The organism is Yersinia vastinensis, assembly GCF_044905075.1.
Taxonomy (GTDB): domain Bacteria; phylum Pseudomonadota; class Gammaproteobacteria; order Enterobacterales; family Enterobacteriaceae; genus Yersinia; species Yersinia vastinensis.
Genome location: NZ_CP173260.1, coordinates 223,094 through 243,246, shown reverse-complemented (window position 1 = coordinate 243,246; position 20,153 = coordinate 223,094). Strand labels below are relative to the sequence as shown.

Below are 20,153 nucleotides of genomic sequence, written 5' to 3'. Positions count from 1 at the left end.
CTACTTAATAATTCAGAGCCGCAGATTGTACTCTGTTTCAGACAGCACATCAGCGCACAAATAAGAATGATTTATTTTTTAAGGTCTTGCTGTACTTGCTGTACAGGTTTAACCCACGGTTTTTTAGCCTGAACATCGGCTGGTAGTGTCGCAATCGCTCTTTTTGCCTCAGCAGAAGAAGCATAATTACCACTCACCAAGATGTACCAAGGCTTACCATCACGTTTAGTTTCATAGACATGATAGTCAGATAATTTTTGCTGCTTAGCATAGGCATTCAAGGTATCAGAACGTGATGCGCTGCTCAGTTGTATCGTAAAATGGCTACCCGGTGCATTTTTCAATGTACTGCTGCTACTCGTAGAACCCGATTTAGTGACCGCAGAGGCTGCCGGTGAAACTGCAGTTGTCGGCCCCTTATGACCAACAGTCGGTTGCTTGGTCGCTGTGGTGGCTTGTTTTTGCACTGGATGAGTCGTTGCTTCCCGTGCCGTTGGCGCTTTCGCACCTTTCGAGCCAGAAACCGTTGCCGGTGCTGTCGGTAAGGTTGATACCTGACCGTCGTTCATGTTCTGAGACAAAGTATCGACTTGCCCTTGTGTCTGAGAAAGTGCATCAGACATGTTGCCCGGCAATTCAACACGCTGGGTCGGGCCATTTACAGAAGACAGTGGCGCGGCCTCGGTCGGTGTCGGAGAGATAGGCGGAACACTAATATCTTGTGGCTGGGCTGTATTTCTCACGCCGTTGGCATCATGACCGTCGCTGGCATTGTTTGCCACACCGGGTTGTGTGTTGTTGCCGCTGGTGAGTGAAGCGGAATCTGACAGATTAATGTTTCTCGCCGCATCCACATTCGGATTCTGTTGGGATGCTTCATGCTCTGTCGGTGCCTTAAGCGCTGAACCGATGGCAATAATGATCAACAACAGCACCAAAATGCCGATACCAATCATCATATGTTGGCGCGAAACCGCAAGCTTAGGCCCAGTCGAAGCACGACGGGCACGAGTAGGACGACGGTCACTGCTATCTGGCTTCAGATCGTCTTCCGGTTTTAAATCATCCATCTAAACCCTCCAACTAGAGGCAAAAGCCTACCGCCGTTATCACTGCGGCCCGGCTGATTGATTTTACTGGCTGCAAACGGGCTAGACCGCCCGTAGCAAAGGAATATGATGTTCTTATGATACAGCATCATAGAGCTTATGAGCATAGAACTTATAAACATTGAGTTATAAACATTGGGTTATAAACACAGGTTTATGAATACCGTCTTATGCCACTTCCTATTACTGGCAATCAGCTATCGACGCCAGCACTATATCATGTGCAATACCGCTACGGATTTCTGACTTCCCTATCGCCGTTGGCAGCACCAAACGAAGTTCGCCTGCCAACACTTTTTTATCTCGCATCATATGCGGCAGATAGGATTCTGGCGTCATTTCCTGCGGCCCACAGACGGGTAGACCGGCACGTAAAAGTAGTTTCTTGATACGCTCAATATCACCGGCAGAGAATTGGCCCAACCGGTAAGACGTATGCGTGGCCATCATCATGCCAGCAGCAACAGCTTCCCCGTGTAGCCATACGCCATAACCCATTTCGGCCTCAATGGCATGGCCATAAGTATGACCCAAATTGAGTAAAGCGCGCATTCCGCTCGTTTCATGTTCATCTGCGGCAACAACATCGGCTTTTAATTCGCAGCAACGGCGTATGCAGTAGGCTAAAGCCGACATATCTAGTGCGAGTAATGCGTCGATATTATCTTCTAACCACGAGAAGAAATCAGCGTCAAGAATGATACCGTATTTGATAACTTCAGCCAGCCCGGAAGCAAGCTCGCGTGGAGGGAGGGTTTTGAGACAATTAAGGTCAATCACCACCGATGCGGGCTGGTAGAAAGCACCAATCATGTTCTTGCCCAATGGATGGTTCACTGCGGTTTTACCACCGACAGAAGAATCCACTTGAGAAAGTAAGGTGGTAGGAACTTGAATAAAGCGAACACCGCGCTGATAACAAGCTGCGGCAAAACCGGTCAGGTCGCCTACTACACCGCCACCTAAGGCGACAAGCGTAGTATCACGACCGTGCGGTTTCTCCAGAAGGGCAGAAAATACCTGCTCCAGTACGCTGAGAGATTTATACTGTTCACCATCAGGTAAAATCACCTGATCGACTTTGATACCGCGTTGTTCCAACACCGTCCGGAGCGAATCCAGATAGAGTGGAGCCAGCGTTTGGTTAGTGACCAGCATGACTTGATCACCCGCTTTTAACGGCTCAAAAGAAGCCGGATTATCAAACAATCCAGCAGCTATCGTAATCGGGTAGCTACGCTCCCCTAACGTGACAGTAATCTTCTCCATGTCGCGCCCAGTAACCTTCTTAACTTACGCCCGCGGGCATTAGTAAAATGCTAAAATCAGTTACTTTCCAGCATGTTGATAATCTGGTTAGCAACAACTTTCGCGCTTTGATCGTCAGTGCGGATGGTGACATCTGCAATTTCTTCGTACAACGGATTACGTTCTCTTGCCAGTGCTTCTAACACTTCACGTGGAGGCGAATCAACCTGTAGCAACGGACGTTTTTTGTCACGCTGTGTCCGGGCCAACTGCTTCTCGATAGTGGTTTCTAAATACACCACAACGCCACGGGCTGACAAACGGTTACGGGTTTCTCTGGATTTAACAGAGCCACCACCGGTTGCCAGAACAATGCCTTGTTTTTCCGTCAGTTCATTAATCACTTTTTCTTCACGATCGCGGAAACCTTCTTCGCCTTCCACGTCGAATACCCAGCCCACGTCAGCTCCGGTACGTCGCTCAATTTCTTGATCAGAGTCGAAAAACTCCATATTGAGTTGCTGAGCTAACTGACGACCAATAGTGCTTTTGCCGGCACCCATAGGCCCAACCAGAAAGATATTGCGTTTCTCTGCCATGTTTTTGGTATTACTAAGACTATTCGTTAATGATAACCCGCCCCGCCAATCAAATTAGCGGCGGGACCTAAACTGAAACCTCATGAGCGATAGTGCGAGATCAGACTGAAAATTATCTCAGCACTTCTGGTAGTTTGGCAACCGAATAAATCGTTGTACACGTCGTGGGAGGGAAACCATACGTTTTTATCGGCGTATCAACGTTATTAAAAACCTCGGAGCTCAATTCGGTAACCCTTGTAAGCTAAATCTGACGCAGCGTCAAATTTAGAAGCCTCCTATCACACAAAAAGTTGCAGAAAGTCACCAAGATTGGTCTGTTTTTAGAAAACAGCACTTCGTCAGGCTCAAGCGCTGATTAACCTTGGCGTAATGAAAATGACTAACTCTCGCCGACTTTGTTGTTGAGCATCTTGTTTAAACAGTGCACCCAGCCAAGGGATCTCGGCCAAGAGTGGGACTTTATTCACACCTTGACTGCTTTTTTGCTGGAAAATCCCACCCAACACAATGGTTTCGCCATCTTTGACGGTGACTTGAGTTTTTATCTCCTGCTTATCTATTAATAATGTTTCACTATCACCTCGCTTCATTGCCATGCCCGGCATATTTTGGCTGATTTTCAAGTCTAGAGTAATTTTGCCATTACGCAGTATTTTCGGGGTAACTTCCATCCCCAGTACCGCCTCTTTAAATTCAGTCGTTGCCGCCCCTTTTTTACCCTTTGAGACGGTATAAGGGATATCGGAGCCTTGCTTGATACTGGCCGTTTGTTGATGTGACGTCACCAAACGAGGGCTGGCAATAATATCGACCTGATTTTCTTGCTCTAATGCACTTAGCTCCAGCTCCAGCAACCGCCCACCGATGCGAGCGACATTGAATCCTACACTGACCGCGCTATTGGGTAGCGGCAAGTTGACATTAAAATCGCTCATTCTAAGTGAAGTATTCGGTTTCTCGTCCCCCATTCCCCAGCGCACACCCAGCTCTTGTAAGTTCTCACGGCTGATAGTCACAATATGGGCCGCTAACTGCACTTGCTGTAAAGGCAAATCCATTTCTAATAGCCAACTTTTCAATAATGCTAATGATGCGGGAGTATCGCGAATTAATAATGTATTTGTACGTTTATCTACCACCACACTACCCAGAGGAGAGAGTAGCCCTCCCTCGGCAAGATCTAAACTCTCGGCGACCTGTTCAGCATCGGCGTGTTGCAAGGCCATTGTCAGATTGCTTAGGGACTGCGGAGCCGCCTTTTGTTTATCTCGCAACTGCCTTTCTTCAATATCCTGTTCTGTGAACACCATCATCACCGCCCCCTCACGTTCAACTTTCAGGCGACTCATGCGTAAGACCGTAGCCAATGCTTGCTCCCAAGGGATATCAACGAGCCTCAAACTAAGATTGCCACCAACATCGGCCGCAATAACTAAATTCAATTGCCGATAATCAGCCAGTGCCTGCAACACCATAGAAACGGGTGCGTCCTGAAATGCTAAAGTCACTGGCTCGTTGGCTGTTGTACTATGGGAGACGGTGCTTGTGAGTAACATCATGATAAACAAAAGAAGAGGTGATTTTTTCTGAGCGGTATCAAGCGCGAAAGAAAGGCGACTCTTAATACTGATTTTATAAATATCCATCAGGTTAATTCCTTTTAATGCTGATTTTTAAAGCGAGTTCTTAATTAACGCATTGATAACACCACGGCTCCAGTTCCCTCTGAGCACGAACTGTCTGGGTTAGCATGTTGCAAAATGACTTGCCGCTCGCTCGCACTAATATGGGTCACTTGCCAATCTGGCAGCAACTGCGTTGTTATCACGACCTTTTGCCACTGACCTTCTGGCCGCTTTACCCAACCAGAGTGGTAACCTTCGCCACGCACAATACCCTGTAACTGCCATGTCGCAAGATTCTCTCGTCCATCATTACAAGACACCGCCAACACGGGTTGAAAAGGGTCACGCCCGATATCTGATGATAATGATGCGGCGTACGCGAGAGGACCCCATATAACTGCCAGCAATAATCCCCCCACGACCACCCTGCGGTTACAATTATTCACGCATTTCTCCCGCCAGATATTCTTTCAAATTGAGTTTCACTATTAGTGCCGAGTGATCGCGCATAATCCCAATTAACTGGATCTGGACAGGCGATGTGATTGCCGATAGCTGGTTAAGTAAGTGAAGTAACCCATCAAAATTAACCCGCAAAGTCGCATGCCACTGCTGGTATTTGACGGAGCCCGCGGCGGCCTCAACCTCTAGTTCAGTTTGTCGCTGCCAATCAACCACCCGCCCACCATACGGCGTAATCCATAAACCGACCCAATGAGCCATTGGGCTTGATGGTTGCCATGACCTTTCTGTTGCGCTTAATGTCGCGATTTGCTGTTGCAGGTGGGGCAACGATGGTAACTGCGCCAATGCTGACTGTTGATGCTCAATTTGCTGTTGATGCTCGACTATTTTATCGGTTGCGCGTTGTTGTAGTTGCCACTCAGGGCGCAAGATACCGCCATAAATCATCATGCTAATCAACCCAAGCCCGCCCCATAGGTATAAACAAATCTGCCATCCAGGCCGGTCTATCCAGCGTTGAAGCTGCTTATTCATCCTGATTCCCCTTATCCAACCAGTTAGCGCGAACCACAAAGCGAAAATTGCCGTCATCTTGTTGAATAATCTTGTGTAAACGCACATTGGCCAACAATGGCATACGACCCAACTGCACCAAAAAGGCATTAATAGCGGCATAGTCTTGGCTGATCGCTTCAAAAATCAGTTTTTCACTTTGCGGTATGACACTAACCAACCAGCAGCTATCCGGTATTTGCTGTGATAGTTGCTGTAATAGCGTTGAGTACCGTCGTGCGGGTTGGTGCACTTGCCGATAAAACTGCAAGCGCTGCTCTGCTTGCTGCAATTGAACCATTGCTTGCTGTACCTTTTGGTGGTGCTGACTCAATTCGTTTTGCTGTTGTACGAGTGCCGCCAAGCGCCCCTGCTGATTGAGGTGCTCTTTGTGTGACTGCATCAATATCCCCCCCAGCACCAAGCCAAAAAGAGTGCATTGGCACAACCCGATATTGCGCCAAAATCGATAGCGCGTTAACTGGCGCTCGGTACGCCATGATGAAAAATTAACCTGATACATCAGGCGTCCGCCGGGCGCAATGCCAGCCCTCCCGCCAAAGTAAATGCCGAGGGCAAAGACGGCAAAGGCGGCTGATACTGGGTAAATGCGGTAAAAGGGGACCAAGCGGTTGTATTTTCAGGAAGAGGTTCATCTACTGTGCTGCTGTAATAGATAGCCAAAGGCACACGACTTTCGCCGGAATAGACAACATTTTGCTTGGGATAACGAGATCGCAGTTGTGCCAATAATGTCGATAGTGGGTTGCTCCCTTGCGGCAAAAGGGCTTCAGAGCTGCCCTCATCTAAGTCAATGGCGGCCACACCAAAGTCAAACGGCAGATCACTGGACGATACCCACAACCACTCATTTGCCAAACGATGAACCAAGTAATATGCCCCCGATAGCCCTGCAGCAGTCGCCATGTAGCGCAGAGCGCAAGGGGTGATATCAATGACGTGCGAAGGCAGGTCGGCTTGATGTAAGCAGGTTTGCCATTGCTGAACTTCTAACAGGCGAGCAGCAGTCATCAACAACTCACCACCGGATGTGCTTACAGCCCGGTAATCCAACGCTAATTCTTGACGATTGACCGGGAATAATCGACTGGCGGCAGCGCTAATATAGCCCTCTTGCTCGGGTTCACGCATCCGGCTATCTGGTGTAGGAAGTGATTGTTGCAAGATACGCTGGGCAGGTAATGCAATTCGTAATGAAATATGTCGTGGTAATTGTTTGCGCAATAATTTGAGTTTGTCGCTAACAATGTCTGGCTGTTGTAAAATACCTTCGTGCCAAACACCAGAAGGTAAGGTTTGAGACCACCAATAGCGTAGTTGCCAGCCATAGCGGCGCCTGACAACAGCCAGTGCGCGTATAGCCTCCATTTGAATATCTAGCCCAACCTGCCAATATTGTGAGTACATCTTGGTCGACCTCCGTGTCGAGAGAGAATAAAAGAACGTATCCATGTTACGGGCTTGCCTTTATACTACGGCGCGGTTGTTTATAAACTGCCCAATTGACATTGAATGGGAAATCTCAGGTGAAGTTCGTAAAGTATTTTTTGATCCTTGTAGTGTGTTGCATTTTACTGGGAGCAGCCTCGATATTTGGCCTGTACAAATATATTGAGCCTCAGCTACCCGATGTTGCCACACTGAAAGATGTCCGGCTGCAAACACCAATGTTGGTGTATAGCGCCGAAGGCGAATTGATCGCTCAATACGGTGAAAAACGCCGTATCCCTTTGACATTAAAACAAATCCCACCAGAAATGGTGCATGCGTTTATTGCCACAGAAGATAGCCGATTCTATGAGCATCATGGTGTGGATCCTGTGGGTATCCTGCGTGCAGCCTCTATTGCCATGGTTTCGGGTCGCGCCTCCCAAGGGGCAAGTACCATTACCCAGCAATTAGCGCGAAACTTTTTCTTAAGCCCGGAACGAACCTTGATGCGTAAAATCAAGGAAGCTTTTCTGGCTATTCGTATTGAACAGTTACTGACGAAAGATGAAATTCTTGAGCTGTATCTGAACAAGATTTATCTGGGCTACCGCGCTTATGGCGTCGGTGCTGCTGCACAGGTTTATTTCGGCAAAGATGTCAGTGAATTAACACTCAGCCAGATGGCGATGATTGCCGGATTGCCGAAAGCACCGTCAACCTTCAACCCGCTCTATTCGCACGACCGAGCGGTTGCACGCCGCAATGTGGTGTTATCGCGCATGCTGGATGAGAAATATATCACTCAGGCGCAATACGATCAGGCGCGCAGTGAAGAGTTGGTCGCCAACTACCACGCTCCGCAAATTGCTTTTTCTGCCCCTTACCTGTCAGAAATGGTACGTCAGGAGATGATTAAGCGTTACGGTGAAAACGCGTATACCGATGGTTATCAGGTCTATACCACCATCACCAGAAAGCTCCAATTAGCTGCCGTTGACTCTTTACGCGCCAACGTCTTGGCGTATGACATGCGCCATGGTTATCGCGGCCCATCCAATGTGTTATGGAAAGTGGGTGAAAGCGCGTGGAGTCATGAGCAAATTATCGATTCGCTGAAAACCTTGCCAGTTTATGGCCCACTCTTACCTGCAGTGGTCACTCAAGCGAATCCTGAGCAAGCCACAGCCATATTGGCGGATGGGAGCAACGTAACGCTACCGATGGCCGGTATGCGTTGGGCACGTCCGTTTAAATCGGATAATGCTCAAGGACCAACCCCGAAGAAAGTCACGGATGTAGTTCAGCCGGGCCAGCAAATTTGGGTGAGAAAAGTAGACGACAATTGGTGGCTGGCCCAAGTGCCAGATGTCAACTCGGCTCTGGTTTCTATCGACCCGAATAATGGTGCAATTAAGGCATTGGTGGGCGGTTTTGACTTTAACCAAAGTAAATTTAACCGTGTAACTCAAGCATTGCGTCAGGTCGGGTCCAATATTAAACCGTTCCTGTATACCGCAGCGATGGACAAAGGCCTAACTTTGGCAAGCATTCTCAATGACTTGCCGATTACACGTTGGGATGCTGGTGCGGGTACAGACTGGCGACCAAAGAACTCACCACCAACTTATGACGGCCCTATTCGTTTGCGCCAAGGCTTAGGCCAATCTAAGAACGTGGTTATGGTGCGAGCCATGCGTGCCATGGGTGTTGATTATGCCGCTGAGTACCTGCAACGCTTTGGTTTCCCAGCACAAAACATTGTGCATTCGGAGTCACTGGCATTAGGTTCCGCGTCATTTACACCATTGCAGCTCGTACGTGGTTATGCGGTGTTGGCAAACGGGGGCTATTTGGTCGATCCGTATTTCATCACCAAAATCACTGATGACGTCGGCAATGTGCTGTTTGAAGCCAAACCAAAGATTGTTTGTGAAGAGTGCAATTTGCCAGTTATTTACGGTGATACTCAACGTTCTGTCGTGCTATCCGACGATAATACTGAAAACGTTGCGACCTCACAGACCAATAGCGCCAGCAATGTTCCGATGCCGGAACTTGAGCAAGTGACGCCAGCCCAAGCGAAGCTCAACAATGATGAGCAATATGCTCCTCATGTCATCAGCACTCCGCTGGCTTTCTTGATGCGCGATGCATTGAACTCCAACATCTTCGGGGAACCGGGTTGGATGGGGACAGGCTGGCGTGCGGGGCGTGATTTGAAACGCAGAGATATTGGCGGTAAAACCGGGACGACCAACAACTCGAAAGATGCTTGGTTCTCTGGTTATGGCCCAGATACCGTGACTTCAGTTTGGATTGGCTTTGATGACCATCGCCGTGACTTAGGGCGCAGTACGGCATCAGGAGCAATACCAGACCAGATTTCTGGGGCAGAGGGTGGGGCAAAAAGTGCCCAACCCGCATGGGATGACTTTATGAAAGCGGCACTTGAAGGGCTGCCGGAAAAACAAGTCCCACCGCCACCTGGTATCGTCAGTGTCATTATCGATAAACAAACGGGCAAGCTATCCACTGGTGGGCCAGGCAGCCGCTCAGAGTACTTTATCGAAGGGACGCAACCGACTGAGTATTCAGTGCATGAAGCGGGCACAACATTGATGGACAACGGCCAGACTCACGAATTGTTCTGATGATGTCGCTTGATGCTAATGGCTGAACGGTCATTAGCGCCAAAATAAAAGCCGGGAAATCGAAAGATCTTCCCGGCTTTTTATAGGGTCCCGCTTAATATCAAGTGATACCCATTTCATTAAAAAATGCCTGAGCCAGAAATAGCGCACTGACATTACGCGCCTCACTAAAGCCGGGTTCATCAAGCAGCGCCATCATATTCGCAATAGGCCAACGCACTTGTGGCATTGGCTCAGGCTCGTCACCCTCCAGACTTTGAGGATAAAGGCCTTGCGCGATAACCACATTCATTTTGCTGGAGAAGTAGGACGGTGCCATCGTCAGTTTCCTGAGATAATCAAAACGCTTGGCTCCAAACCCAACCTCCTCCATCAATTCGCGGTTCGCCGCTTCTAGTACGCCTTCGCCGGGATCAATAAGCCCTTTTGGAAAGCCCAGCTCATACTCTTCTATACCGACGGCATATTCGCGGATCAGCAGTAAATCATTGCCGATCACCGGCACAATCATCACCGCTTCACGGTTCGATGGCCGCATACGTTCATAGACACGTTGTACGCCATTGCTGAACTCGAGATCTACCGCTTCAACAGTAAACAAGCGAGAGTGGGCAACCGTTTCTATTTTAAGTATTTTAGGTTTTTGCAGGTGTTTCATGATAGCCCCAAATTAAAAACTCGCTGCCTATCAAACACACATCAGGATAATCCGCGCCATATTATGGTTACTTAATAAGCCACTTTTTTCCTGTTGGTATTAACCAGACGCTTTATACTGGAATTTATTAGAACTTGATCACATTGTGCGTTAATGAGAACCTTTATCGCAATGTCAGTTAGATATAATTTACCTGTTTTTAACATGACAGCGAGTTTAGTCAAGATTCCACCGGTTAATTTTCACCCCATCCCAGCTCAACACACGTTAAAACTTGTGTTTGAAAATAGGATTATGCTGATATTACCGATGTTTTAGCCTTGCTATCCTTATCGGTCTACGGGCAGTCGAAGAGCACTTGTATTAGGTTATTTGATGAATAATAGCTGGCGACATGCTAGTTCACTTAATAACTCTGCTATATGACTCTGCACTGTGTTTATGCATAATATGATGCATTCTTTCATAGAGTTGACGTCAGTTAGGGGCGCTCGGATGGGGATGGGATGAGCACAATAGTCTTAATCTTGGCCTTACTGCTGACCAGCCTGATCACAGTAGGCTTGTGGTGGTGGTTTCGATCCCGCCGCCCTACCCCCGTAACCGCACCCTTGCTGTTCGCAAAACCCACTCATCGTAAACTGACCCGAGAAGAGCGGGTTAACATTGAGAACTACCTGCTCAACCAGCAAGATAAACTTGGCTTTAAACCCCAGCCAAGTTTTGATGCCCGCACTCTGACCACTAGCGAAAGCTCTTCCGCAAAGCTGACTCTAACGCCCCAGAGTGACAATGTTTATGCGGTGACTCGTGCAATCACTCGCTATGGCGTGGCGACTGATGAACCCAATAAATGGCGCTATTATCTGGATTCAATTGAAGTCCACCTGCCCGCGTCGTGGGAACAATACATTACTCAGGATAATGACGTAGAGCTTATCCAAACCCAGACAATTCCTTTGGTGATTTCCCTCAACGGCCATACGCTTAAAAATCATCAATCGGAAGCCACTTATCAACCAATTTTGCCGTCTGTCGCGCAAAATGCATCAATTCGTAAAGCCGACAGCGAACACATTGAACTGCTTAATATTCGTAAAGAAACACCAGAAGAATATGCCCTGCACGGTTCTAATGGCCTAAAAGAAGCAGGGGCAATTTGTTTGGCGTTGCTTTTGCTGTTTTTCGCACTAACCGGCCCGGCAGTAACACTCCCATGGTTGGTTGTTGTGGCTGCCACCTTAACCGGTTGGGCCTGCTGGAATATGTTTCGCCCACTATCTCAAAAAGATCTGCGTGAGGTTCATTGCTTGAGTGGCATCCCTAAACGCTGGGGGTTATTCGGCGAGTCAAACCAAGGTCAGATGAACAATATCTCTCTGGGGATTGTCGATCTGATTTATCCCGCTCATTGGGGGCCTTATTTTGCTCATGATCTGGGCAAAAAGACCAATATTGATATCTACCTCAATCGTCAGGTTGTCCGTCAGGGGCCTTTTTTGTCTCTGCATGACGAAATGAAACATTTTCCATTGCAGCGTTGGGGTAAAAATCTGACGCTCGTAGCAGGCTCTCTGTTGGTGATGGGGTTATTACTGATTTATGTCCCACTTGGTCTGCCACTGAAATTGAGTGTCGCCTGGTTGCAAGGGGCACAAAGTCAGCAGGTCACCAGCATTGAAGCGCTGGAAAAAATGCCATTACGCATTGGTGATATGTTAAAAGCGCAGGGCACCGGTATGTGCTATGTGCCGCCCAATACCCAAAGCCCGCACAATTTTGTTTTTACCCCTTTTGATTGCTCTGGGATCTATTGGAACAAAGCCGCCCCTTTGCCGCAGCCAGAATCAGAGACCATTGAAAAGGCCGCGGCACTCGTGGCTACCGTCAATCAACAATTACACCCTCAAGGCACGGATACCAACGTCAACCCACAACTGGCTACCGCAATTGAGAAGTCCGGTATGATTTTGCTGGATAACTTTGCTGATATTGTCCTAAAAACACAGGCATTATGCAGTGGCGATACTGACTGTATCCGCCTGAAAAATGCACTGATCAATTTGGGCAATGCCAAAAATTGGTCGAGCTTAGTCAAACGGGCGCAATCGGGTACGTTGAAAGGCATGAATGTATTGTTACGCCCAGTCAGTGCAGATGCACTGGAAAATTTGGTGAAAACAGCCACTTCATCCTTTGTTTACCGTGAAACGCATTTGGCAACAGAAGCCTTAAACAGCCCGCCACCGGGGGGGTTCTTGATCACCAGTGACGAGGGCAAGCAACTCGTCAGCCATCCTGTGCCTTCAGTGCCCTTATTTGATTACAGTGCACTGGAACAGTGGCGCGAATTACAGCGGCTCTCTGGGTTGCTGCTCAATACCCCCTTTAAAGCCGAAGGCATCATCACCAATATCACAACCGACGCCAATGGCACGCGTCATATCGCGTTACACAGCGAGCCAGATATCATAACGCTCGGCCGTTATCTCGGCACCAGCCTATTACTGCTGGTGTTGATTGTCTGCTTAGTGGTGAACACCACCTTGTTAATTCAGCGCATCCTAAAGAATCGTAGCCGTATGGATAATATTCAACGCTACTATGACAATTGCTTTAGCCAAACCCTCGCCCCAACATCATTCCTCCGTTAGCGCTTTTTCGTTTATTATTAGTATTATTTATCACCAAAGTTGTGATTGTGGAGTCGCTATGCCCCCTGAATTTAATTGGCAAGAAATTGATACCGTGTTGCTGGATATGGATGGCACTCTGCTGGATTTGGAGTTCGACAGCCATTTCTGGTTAAAGCAGGTACCGGAAACACTTAGCCAGCATCGGGGCATCCCGCTGGATCAGGCGCATAAAATTATTCATGATGAATATCTTGCTGTGCAACATACCTTAAATTGGTATTGCTTCGATTACTGGAGCGAGCGGCTGGACTTAGACATTTATGCCATGACCACGCAAGCCGGGAGCCGAGTGCGGTTGCGTGAAGATACCAAGCCATTTTTAACCCGTTTGCGCGAACGTGGCCTGCAAACCATTTTGCTTACCAATGCCCATCCACACAGCCTGGCGGTAAAAATGGAGCATACGGCCCTCGACCAGCACCTTGATTTATTACTTTCCACCCATACATTTGGGTATCCAAAGGAAGATCAACGTCTGTGGCAAGCTGTCACTCAGCATACAGGGCTGAATCCAGCCAGAACCTTATTTGTCGATGACAGCGAAACAATTTTGGATGCCGCGCGCACCTTTGGTATCCGCTACTGTCTGGGAATAGAAAATCCGGATTCCAGTTGTGCTGATAAAACCTTTCACAGCCATCCAGCAATCAATGACTACCGCAAGTTATTGCCTGCATTGCAGTTACGTTATTCATAAAGTGAATGCAGCCAACACCGCCGTGGCTTCAAGTACAAAGGGTATGCAGGAGGAATATGCATGAAAGAGAAAACAACCTCTGACGAATCGGTTCGGCTGGACAAATGGCTTTGGGCTGCCCGGTTTTATAAAACCAGAGCGATAGCGCGGGAAATGGTCGATGGCGGCAAAGTCCATTACAACGGGCAGCGCGGAAAACCAAGTAAGCTGGTGGAGCTGAATGCTGAAATCCGTCTGCGTCAGGGCAATGACGAACGCACCGTGCGGGTCTTGGCGCTCAACAGCCAGCGCCGGGGGGCCAGTGAAGCACAAGCTTTATACGAAGAAACCGAGGCCAGCATTGCCAACCGCGAAAAAGTGGCGCAGGCGCGTAAATTAAATGCCCTGACCATGCCACACCCGGACCGGCGACCGGATAAAAAAGAGCGTCGCAACCTGATCAAATTTAAACAAGGCGAGCCAGAGTAAGTCGCCGCCCAAATGAGAGAAAACTATGTCTAATCACGACCAGTTACACCGCTATCTGTTTGCTAACCATGCTGTGCGCGGTGAACTCGTTTCAGTTAATGAAACCTACCAGCAGGTATTAGCCAACCATGATTACCCACCCGCGGTACAAAAACTGCTAGGCGAAATGTTGGTCGCGACCAGTTTGCTAACCGCTACCCTCAAATTTGACGGGGATATCACCGTACAATTACAGGGCGGTGATGGCCCGCTATCACTGGCAGTCATTAACGGCAATAACCAGCAAGAAATGCGCGGTGTTGCCCGTTTTAAAGGCGAAATCAGCGATGAAAGCACCCTAAAAGAGATGGTCGGCAATGGTTATCTGGTCATCACCATTACCCCCGCTCAAGGTGAGCGTTATCAGGGTGTCGTCGCACTGGAAGGTGAGACCATTGCAGCCTGTCTGGAAAATTATTTCATGCAGTCTGAACAGCTACCTACTCGTCTGTTTATCCGTACCGGCAGCGTAGAAGGGAAAGCCGCTGCAGGCGGGATGCTGTTGCAAGTACTGCCAGCGCAAGAGCGCAATGAAGATGAGTTTGACCATCTGGCACAACTGACCACCACCATTAAGGCTGAGGAGCTATTTACGCTGCCAGCCAATGAAGTGCTGTATCGTTTATACCATCAGGAAGAAGTGACGTTATATGAGCCACAAAATGTCAGTTTCCGCTGCACCTGTTCTCGTGAACGTTGTGCTGATGCATTAGTAACATTGTCTGAAGATGACGTGAAAGAAATGCTTGAGCAGGATGGTAATATCGATATGCATTGCGAATATTGCGGCAATCACTACCTGTTTGATGCTGTGGATATTGCCACCCTAAAAAATGGGAATAGCCCTTCTTCAGAGCAAATTCATTAATTCTTGTAATACTTGGTTGGGTGCTGACTCGTGCCCAGCCATTCCTTCTCGCGTTTCACTCTTGCTACAATCCGTGTTCTATCTCTCATAACCCAGCGAAAAGTAGGCCATATGTCAAAATATTTGATAGCTATCGCTGTTAATCAGAGATGAGGATTTACAATCGCTGGTAGAAAATTGACGATCCAGGAGTTATGACATGAGTGTTAAAGGAATTACCCCGCAGGAGCTCGCCGCCTATGGCATCCATAACGTCAGCGAGATTGTTTACAACCCAAGCTATGATTTACTGTTCCAGGAAGAGACCAAACCCACGCTGGAAGGATACGAGCGCGGAACCCTCACCACCACAGGAGCAATAGCGGTCGATACTGGTATCTTTACCGGCCGTTCGCCAAAAGATAAATATATTGTTCGCGACGATATCACTCGGGATACCGTGTGGTGGGCCGATCAGGGCAAAGGCAAAAATGATAACAAGCCACTGAGCCAAGAAACCTGGAACCACCTAAAAGGGTTGGTTACCAAGCAACTGTCAGGCAAGCGTCTGTTTGTTGTTGATACCTTCTGCGGTGCTAATGCCGATACTCGTCTACAAGTTCGCTTCGTCACTGAAGTGGCTTGGCAAGCACATTTCGTTAAAAACATGTTTATCCGCCCATCGGATGAAGAATTGGCCCACTTCGAGCCTGATTTTATCGTCATGAATGGGGCTAAATGCACGAATCCGAATTGGAAAGAGCAAGGTCTGAATTCTGAGAACTTTGTTGCCTTTAACCTGACAGAACGTATGCAGCTGATTGGCGGCACATGGTATGGCGGTGAAATGAAGAAAGGTATGTTCTCCATGATGAACTACCTGTTGCCACTGAAAGGCATTGCGTCCATGCACTGTTCGGCCAACGTTGGTGAAAAAGGGGATGTCGCCATTTTCTTCGGCTTGTCCGGTACCGGTAAAACCACCTTGTCCACAGATCCGAAACGCAAGTTGATTGGCGATGATGAACACGGTTGGGATGATGACGGTGTATTTAACTTTGAAGGGGGTTGTTACGCCAAAACCATCAAGTTATCCGAAGAAGCAGAACCCGATATTTATCATGCAATTAAACGTGATGCGCTGTTGGAAAACGTGGTTGTGTTGGCCGACGGAACTGTTGATTTCAATGACGGTTCCAAAACTGAAAACACCCGTGTCTCTTACCCGATTTACCACATCGAAAATATCGTTAAACCGGTCTCTAAAGCGGGCCACGCCACCAAGGTTATTTTCCTGACGGCCGATGCTTTTGGTGTCTTGCCTCCGGTATCTCGCTTGACGGCAAATCAAACCCAGTATCACTTCCTGTCTGGCTTTACGGCCAAACTTGCTGGTACTGAGCGCGGTGTCACCGAGCCGACTCCCACCTTCTCGGCCTGCTTTGGCGCAGCATTCTTGTCACTGCACCCAACGCAATATGCAGAAGTGCTGGTCAAGCGCATGCAAGCCGTGGGTGCACAGGCTTATCTGGTCAATACGGGCTGGAATGGTACTGGCAAACGGATTTCTATCAAGGATACCCGCGGTATTATCGATGCCATTCTGAATGGTGAAATTGATAAAGCCGAAACATTTACCTTACCAATCTTCGATCTGGCTGTGCCAATGTCATTACCGGGCGTGGACCCAGATATCCTCGACCCACGTGATACTTATGCGGATGTCGCACAGTGGCAAGAGAAAGCCGAAGATTTGGCGAAGCGCTTTACCACTAACTTTGATAAATATACCGATACCCCTGCTGGGGCTGCACTGGTCAGTGCAGGGCCAAAAATCTAAGTTAGTTTAAGATTGTTATATTACGAAGGGGCACAATGTGCCCCTTTTGTTTTTCTGCGGGAGTCGATTTAGCATTTTGGTGGTGAGGGCGGATTGGGGATGAGTTCGGCAGTCTGATTCGGTCGGCATAAGATTGGCAACAACCGTCTCTCCGCTAACTCAACCGCCAAAGGGGTCACAAGCGCGTGACCCCTCCTGGAATCCTCGCGCTTACGTATGGATGCGAATCGCGCTGGCTCGTCAGCCCGAAAGATGCAGAAGGTTTACCCATAGGGTAATATTTCGGCGCAAGCCGCAGATGCAGGAGGGCCTGATTGCCCTCCTGCTCGGTTGAGTCGACTGGGATTCACTGGTCACTGAACGGCTATCAACCGAAACTAAATACCACAAACTCAATATCAGCTATTCCCCACTACCGCAGGCAATCTCGGCTTCACATCTAACGGCAATGGAATATATGCCCGGATCCGCAACCCGCCACGCTCGCTGGTGCCAATATCTAACGAACCGGCATGGGCATCAATAATCCGCTGTACAATTGCCAGCCCCAGCCCAGTGCCACTGGTGCTACGCGCACTGTCACCACGCACAAAAGGCTGGAACAGGTGCTTTAAATCTTCCGGCTTAATACCGGGGCCATCATCTTCCACCTGGAACCAAGCCCGCTGAAGCTCGGTGCCGCTGCTGACTTTTATCCAACCATTACCGTAACGAGCGGCATTCACTACCATATTCGCCAAAGCGCGCTTAATCGATAATGGATGAATATCCACAATGACCTCACCTGCGCATAAATCTGTTTCAATCACCCGCTCATAACCACTTTCTGCGGCAATGACTTCACCTAATACCGCATTAAGATCGCTTGGCTCGGTCGGCATCTCCTGCCCTGTGCGCAAATAATCGATAAATTGCTCGATAATGGCATTGCACTCTTCAATATCTTTATTGATGGACTCGGACAGATAACCGTCGTCTTCACTCATCATTTCCGTCGCCAGACGAATACGAGTCAACGGTGTCCGTAAATCATGGCTGACCCCAGCCATCAGTAAGGTCCGGTCATCCGCCAGCAACTTCACGCCAGCCGCCATTTGGTTAAATGCCCGGGTAACTGAACGCACCTCCGAAGCGCCATATTCTCGTAACGGAGGTGGAATAATGCCCTTACCAACTTGTAAAGCCGCATGTTCCAGCTCAACCAAGGGTCGATTTTGAATACGGATAAACAGCCAGGCACCACCGACAGCCAGCAACATAATGGCTAAGGTATAGCGGAACAGTGGCGAGAAATCACCCTGATGGATTTCAGTTAATGGCACCCGCACCCAGATATCCGGCGACAACCACGTCTTCAGCCAGACGACCGGCGAGTTTTTATTAACTTCAACACGAACATCCGTTGGCCCACCCAACTGCTGGGCCATCTGATCACTGAGAAATTTGTAATGCTGTGCCCAACGCAGGCCACTTTCCTCTGCCGCAGCATTGGTATAAAGCGAAATCCCCAATTCACGGTAAATCTCACGCCGAAACGCCGGCGGGACTTCAAGTAGCGTGCCATCTTCCAGTTGCAGTCGGTCAGTCATCAGCATACGAACTTCGTAGGCCAACACTTTATTAAACTGCTGCAAACTGGGCAAAATGGCGAAATTCAGCACCACCAAATAGGTTGTAACCAAGCTGACAAACAGCAAGGTCACAATCAACAATAAGGTTCGGGCAAATGAGCTACGTGGAGAAAAGCGCCATCGCCTCATGCTTTACTGCCGTCCGGTACAAATACGTAGCCCAAGCCCCAAACGGTTTGGATATAGCGCGGATGCGCTGGATCTTCTTCTACCATACGCCGCAGACGTGAAATCTGTACGTCGATAGAACGTTCCATTGCACTGTATTCACGGCCACGTGCCAAATTCATCAGTTTATCGCGCGATAACGGCTCACGCGGGTGGCTCACCAAGGCTTTCAGCACCGCAAATTCACCGCTGGTCAATGGCATAGGTTCATCTTCACGAAACATCTCACGAGTACCGAGATTCAATTTAAACTTACCAAAAGCAATCACTGCTTCTTCTTGTGAAGGTGCACCTGGTAATTCATTTGCCTGACGACGTAATACAGCACGGATACGTGCCAGCAATTCGCGAGGGTTGAAAGGTTTAGGAATGTAATCATCCGCACCAATTTCCAGCCCGACGATGCGGTCAACTTCTTCACCCTTTGCCGTAACCATAATGATGGGCATTGGGTTGCTCTGGCTACGCAGACGGCGGCAGATAGACAGGCCGTCTTCACCCGGCAACATCAGGTCAAGTACCATCAGGTGGAATGACTCACGGGTTAGCAAGCGATCCATCTGTTCAGCATTGGCAACACTGCGCACCTGAAAACCTTGCTCTGTCAGGTAACGTTCCAACAGCGCACGTAGGCGCATATCGTCATCAACGACCAGAATCTTGTGATTCTCTTGCATTTTATTACTCCCAAAGGCCGTATTGCCCGAATCTGCACATTGTTAGAAAAACTCACTCTAACAGACAGCTATTTATGGTATATATTCTAGTCGAAATTGTTACAAAGCTTATTGTTGTGCCTAATTATCAACACTTTCGTCAAATGGGCGATAGCGAATCTCTAAAATCCAGTAGGTCGCTTCACCATTAGGTGTCTGAACCGTCACCTCATCATCCACCTGTTTACCGATTAAGGCACGAGCCACCGGTGAATCGATAGAAATCCATTTTTTTGCCGGATCAAACTCATCTGGGCCAACCAGACGGAAGATACGCTGTTCTTCTACTTCATTTTCTACCCGCACCCACGCCCCAAAATAGACTTTCCCTTCCTGACGCGGGTCCGGGTCGACTATTTTCAGCACCTCAAGGCGTTTGGTCAAAAAACGCACCCGACGGTCAATTTCTCGCAGCCGTTTCTTGCCATAGATATATTCGGCATTTTCCGAACGGTCACCCATAGCCGCCGCTTCAGAGACCGCCTGAGTCACGACCGGTCGCTCTTCACGCCACAAATAATGCAGCTCACGATCCAACGCCTGCCAGCCTTCACGGGTAATATAGTTGCTTTTAGCCATAAAATTATCCAATTATCCCTTGAGGATAGATACCTCTACTATACCCTATGTTTTTACCGATAAGTTCGGGTTACCTCAAGCCTGACGACCTCTCTACTGGCAATTTATCG

At 48.6% G+C, this 20,153-nt stretch carries 18 protein-coding genes; 6 read left to right on the top strand and 12 right to left on the bottom strand.

The features are described 5' to 3' along the window. Positions 1 to 71: 71 nt before the first annotated feature. From ACIOG0_RS00905 to pilM, 8 genes are all read right to left on the bottom strand, one after another. Positions 72 to 1,070, bottom strand: coding sequence for an SPOR domain-containing protein (locus ACIOG0_RS00905; RefSeq protein ID WP_145582065.1), 999 nt, complete (start codon positions 1,068 to 1,070; stop codon positions 72 to 74). A gap of 222 nt (positions 1,071 to 1,292) precedes the next feature. Further along, positions 1,293 to 2,378 (bottom strand): 3-dehydroquinate synthase, encoded by a 1,086-nt coding sequence (gene aroB, locus ACIOG0_RS00900; protein WP_128451420.1) that lies wholly within the window; start codon positions 2,376 to 2,378, stop codon positions 1,293 to 1,295. Between the two features lie 56 nt (positions 2,379 to 2,434). Then, positions 2,435 to 2,956, bottom strand: coding sequence for a shikimate kinase AroK (gene aroK, locus ACIOG0_RS00895; protein ID WP_005271698.1), 522 nt, complete (start codon positions 2,954 to 2,956; stop codon positions 2,435 to 2,437). A 347-nt stretch (positions 2,957 to 3,303) separates the two neighbouring features. Further along, positions 3,304 to 4,518, bottom strand: coding sequence for a DNA uptake porin HofQ (gene hofQ, locus ACIOG0_RS00890; protein ID WP_164908365.1), 1,215 nt, complete (start codon positions 4,516 to 4,518; stop codon positions 3,304 to 3,306). A 131-nt stretch (positions 4,519 to 4,649) separates the two neighbouring features. Beyond that, positions 4,650 to 5,030 carry a pilus assembly protein PilP gene (locus ACIOG0_RS00885; RefSeq protein WP_235895340.1) on the bottom strand — a complete coding sequence of 127 codons (381 nt, stop codon included), beginning with the start codon at positions 5,028 to 5,030 and terminating at the stop codon, positions 4,650 to 4,652. Continuing rightward, a complete protein-coding gene (locus ACIOG0_RS00880; protein WP_050099556.1) occupies positions 5,023 to 5,583 on the bottom strand; it encodes a hypothetical protein in 561 nt (186 codons plus the stop codon). Before ACIOG0_RS00880 ends, ACIOG0_RS00885 begins: the two co-directional genes overlap by 8 nt. Next, positions 5,576 to 6,124: a PilN domain-containing protein gene (locus ACIOG0_RS00875; protein ID WP_050099555.1), complete on the bottom strand. Its 549-nt coding sequence runs from the start codon at positions 6,122 to 6,124 to the stop codon at positions 5,576 to 5,578. The genes ACIOG0_RS00880 and ACIOG0_RS00875 overlap by 8 nt, the downstream gene beginning before the upstream one ends. Next, complete coding sequence (gene pilM, locus ACIOG0_RS00870) at positions 6,124 to 7,029, bottom strand: type IV pilus biogenesis protein PilM (protein WP_050099554.1); 906 nt, start codon at positions 7,027 to 7,029, stop codon at positions 6,124 to 6,126. Before pilM ends, ACIOG0_RS00875 begins: the two co-directional genes overlap by 1 nt. Before the next feature lie 119 nt (positions 7,030 to 7,148). Here pilM and mrcA point away from each other — a divergent pair, with 119 nt between their 5' ends. After that, positions 7,149 to 9,704, top strand: coding sequence for a peptidoglycan glycosyltransferase/peptidoglycan DD-transpeptidase MrcA (mrcA, locus tag ACIOG0_RS00865; RefSeq protein ID WP_050099553.1), 2,556 nt, complete (start codon positions 7,149 to 7,151; stop codon positions 9,702 to 9,704). A gap of 100 nt (positions 9,705 to 9,804) precedes the next feature. Here the strand turns inward: mrcA and nudE are convergent, their stop codons facing one another. Continuing rightward, positions 9,805 to 10,362 carry an ADP compounds hydrolase NudE gene (gene nudE, locus ACIOG0_RS00860; RefSeq protein ID WP_050099552.1) on the bottom strand — a complete coding sequence of 186 codons (558 nt, stop codon included), beginning with the start codon at positions 10,360 to 10,362 and terminating at the stop codon, positions 9,805 to 9,807. Positions 10,363 to 10,868: 506 nt separating this feature from the next. On the opposite strand from nudE, the gene ACIOG0_RS00855 reads away from it, so the two are divergent. From ACIOG0_RS00855 to pckA, 5 genes are all read left to right on the top strand, one after another. After that, positions 10,869 to 13,016, top strand: coding sequence for an intracellular growth attenuator family protein (locus tag ACIOG0_RS00855; protein WP_050295736.1), 2,148 nt, complete (start codon positions 10,869 to 10,871; stop codon positions 13,014 to 13,016). 58 nt (positions 13,017 to 13,074) lie between these two features. Further along, positions 13,075 to 13,755 carry a GMP/IMP nucleotidase gene (yrfG, locus tag ACIOG0_RS00850; protein WP_050099550.1) on the top strand — a complete coding sequence of 227 codons (681 nt, stop codon included), beginning with the start codon at positions 13,075 to 13,077 and terminating at the stop codon, positions 13,753 to 13,755. A 60-nt stretch (positions 13,756 to 13,815) separates the two neighbouring features. Then, positions 13,816 to 14,223 carry a ribosome-associated heat shock protein Hsp15 gene (gene hslR, locus ACIOG0_RS00845; protein ID WP_050099549.1) on the top strand — a complete coding sequence of 136 codons (408 nt, stop codon included), beginning with the start codon at positions 13,816 to 13,818 and terminating at the stop codon, positions 14,221 to 14,223. A gap of 25 nt (positions 14,224 to 14,248) precedes the next feature. Continuing rightward, a complete protein-coding gene (gene hslO / locus ACIOG0_RS00840; protein ID WP_050099548.1) occupies positions 14,249 to 15,130 on the top strand; it encodes an Hsp33 family molecular chaperone HslO in 882 nt (293 codons plus the stop codon). Positions 15,131 to 15,329: 199 nt separating this feature from the next. Beyond that, positions 15,330 to 16,949: a phosphoenolpyruvate carboxykinase (ATP) gene (gene pckA, locus ACIOG0_RS00835; RefSeq protein WP_050099547.1), complete on the top strand. Its 1,620-nt coding sequence runs from the start codon at positions 15,330 to 15,332 to the stop codon at positions 16,947 to 16,949. A 398-nt stretch (positions 16,950 to 17,347) separates the two neighbouring features. Here the strand turns inward: pckA and envZ are convergent, their stop codons facing one another. From envZ to greB, 3 genes are all read right to left on the bottom strand, one after another. Continuing rightward, positions 17,348 to 18,709: a two-component system sensor histidine kinase EnvZ gene (envZ, locus tag ACIOG0_RS00830; RefSeq protein WP_050099546.1), complete on the bottom strand. Its 1,362-nt coding sequence runs from the start codon at positions 18,707 to 18,709 to the stop codon at positions 17,348 to 17,350. Then, positions 18,706 to 19,425, bottom strand: a complete 720-nt coding sequence (gene ompR, locus ACIOG0_RS00825) for a two-component system response regulator OmpR (protein WP_004709363.1) — start codon at positions 19,423 to 19,425, stop codon at positions 18,706 to 18,708. The genes envZ and ompR overlap by 4 nt, the downstream gene beginning before the upstream one ends. A 120-nt stretch (positions 19,426 to 19,545) precedes the next feature. Continuing rightward, positions 19,546 to 20,043: a transcription elongation factor GreB gene (gene greB / locus ACIOG0_RS00820; protein WP_050099545.1), complete on the bottom strand. Its 498-nt coding sequence runs from the start codon at positions 20,041 to 20,043 to the stop codon at positions 19,546 to 19,548. Positions 20,044 to 20,153 lie beyond the last annotated feature (110 nt).

Excerpts from the sequence above, each read along its gene's own strand:
- aroB (WP_128451420.1), bottom strand. The coding sequence starts at position 2,378 with ATGGAGAAGATTACTGTCACGTTAGGGGAGCGTAGCTACCCGATTACG.
- ACIOG0_RS00880 (WP_050099556.1), bottom strand. The coding sequence starts at position 5,583 with ATGAATAAGCAGCTTCAACGCTGGATAGACCGGCCTGGATGGCAGATT.
- hslR (WP_050099549.1), top strand. The coding sequence starts at position 13,816 with ATGAAAGAGAAAACAACCTCTGACGAATCGGTTCGGCTGGACAAATGG.
- envZ (WP_050099546.1), bottom strand. The coding sequence starts at position 18,709 with ATGAGGCGATGGCGCTTTTCTCCACGTAGCTCATTTGCCCGAACCTTA.
- pckA (WP_050099547.1), top strand. The coding sequence starts at position 15,330 with ATGAGTGTTAAAGGAATTACCCCGCAGGAGCTCGCCGCCTATGGCATC.
- ACIOG0_RS00855 (WP_050295736.1), top strand. The coding sequence starts at position 10,869 with ATGAGCACAATAGTCTTAATCTTGGCCTTACTGCTGACCAGCCTGATC.
- ACIOG0_RS00875 (WP_050099555.1), bottom strand. The coding sequence starts at position 6,124 with ATGTATCAGGTTAATTTTTCATCATGGCGTACCGAGCGCCAGTTAACG.
- aroK (WP_005271698.1), bottom strand. The coding sequence starts at position 2,956 with ATGGCAGAGAAACGCAATATCTTTCTGGTTGGGCCTATGGGTGCCGGC.
- nudE (WP_050099552.1), bottom strand. The coding sequence starts at position 10,362 with ATGAAACACCTGCAAAAACCTAAAATACTTAAAATAGAAACGGTTGCC.
- greB (WP_050099545.1), bottom strand. The coding sequence starts at position 20,043 with ATGGCTAAAAGCAACTATATTACCCGTGAAGGCTGGCAGGCGTTGGAT.
- ompR (WP_004709363.1), bottom strand. The coding sequence starts at position 19,425 with ATGCAAGAGAATCACAAGATTCTGGTCGTTGATGACGATATGCGCCTA.
- ACIOG0_RS00905 (WP_145582065.1), bottom strand. The coding sequence starts at position 1,070 with ATGGATGATTTAAAACCGGAAGACGATCTGAAGCCAGATAGCAGTGAC.
- hslO (WP_050099548.1), top strand. The coding sequence starts at position 14,249 with ATGTCTAATCACGACCAGTTACACCGCTATCTGTTTGCTAACCATGCT.
- pilM (WP_050099554.1), bottom strand. The coding sequence starts at position 7,029 with ATGTACTCACAATATTGGCAGGTTGGGCTAGATATTCAAATGGAGGCT.
- yrfG (WP_050099550.1), top strand. The coding sequence starts at position 13,075 with ATGCCCCCTGAATTTAATTGGCAAGAAATTGATACCGTGTTGCTGGAT.
- hofQ (WP_164908365.1), bottom strand. The coding sequence starts at position 4,518 with ATGATGTTACTCACAAGCACCGTCTCCCATAGTACAACAGCCAACGAG.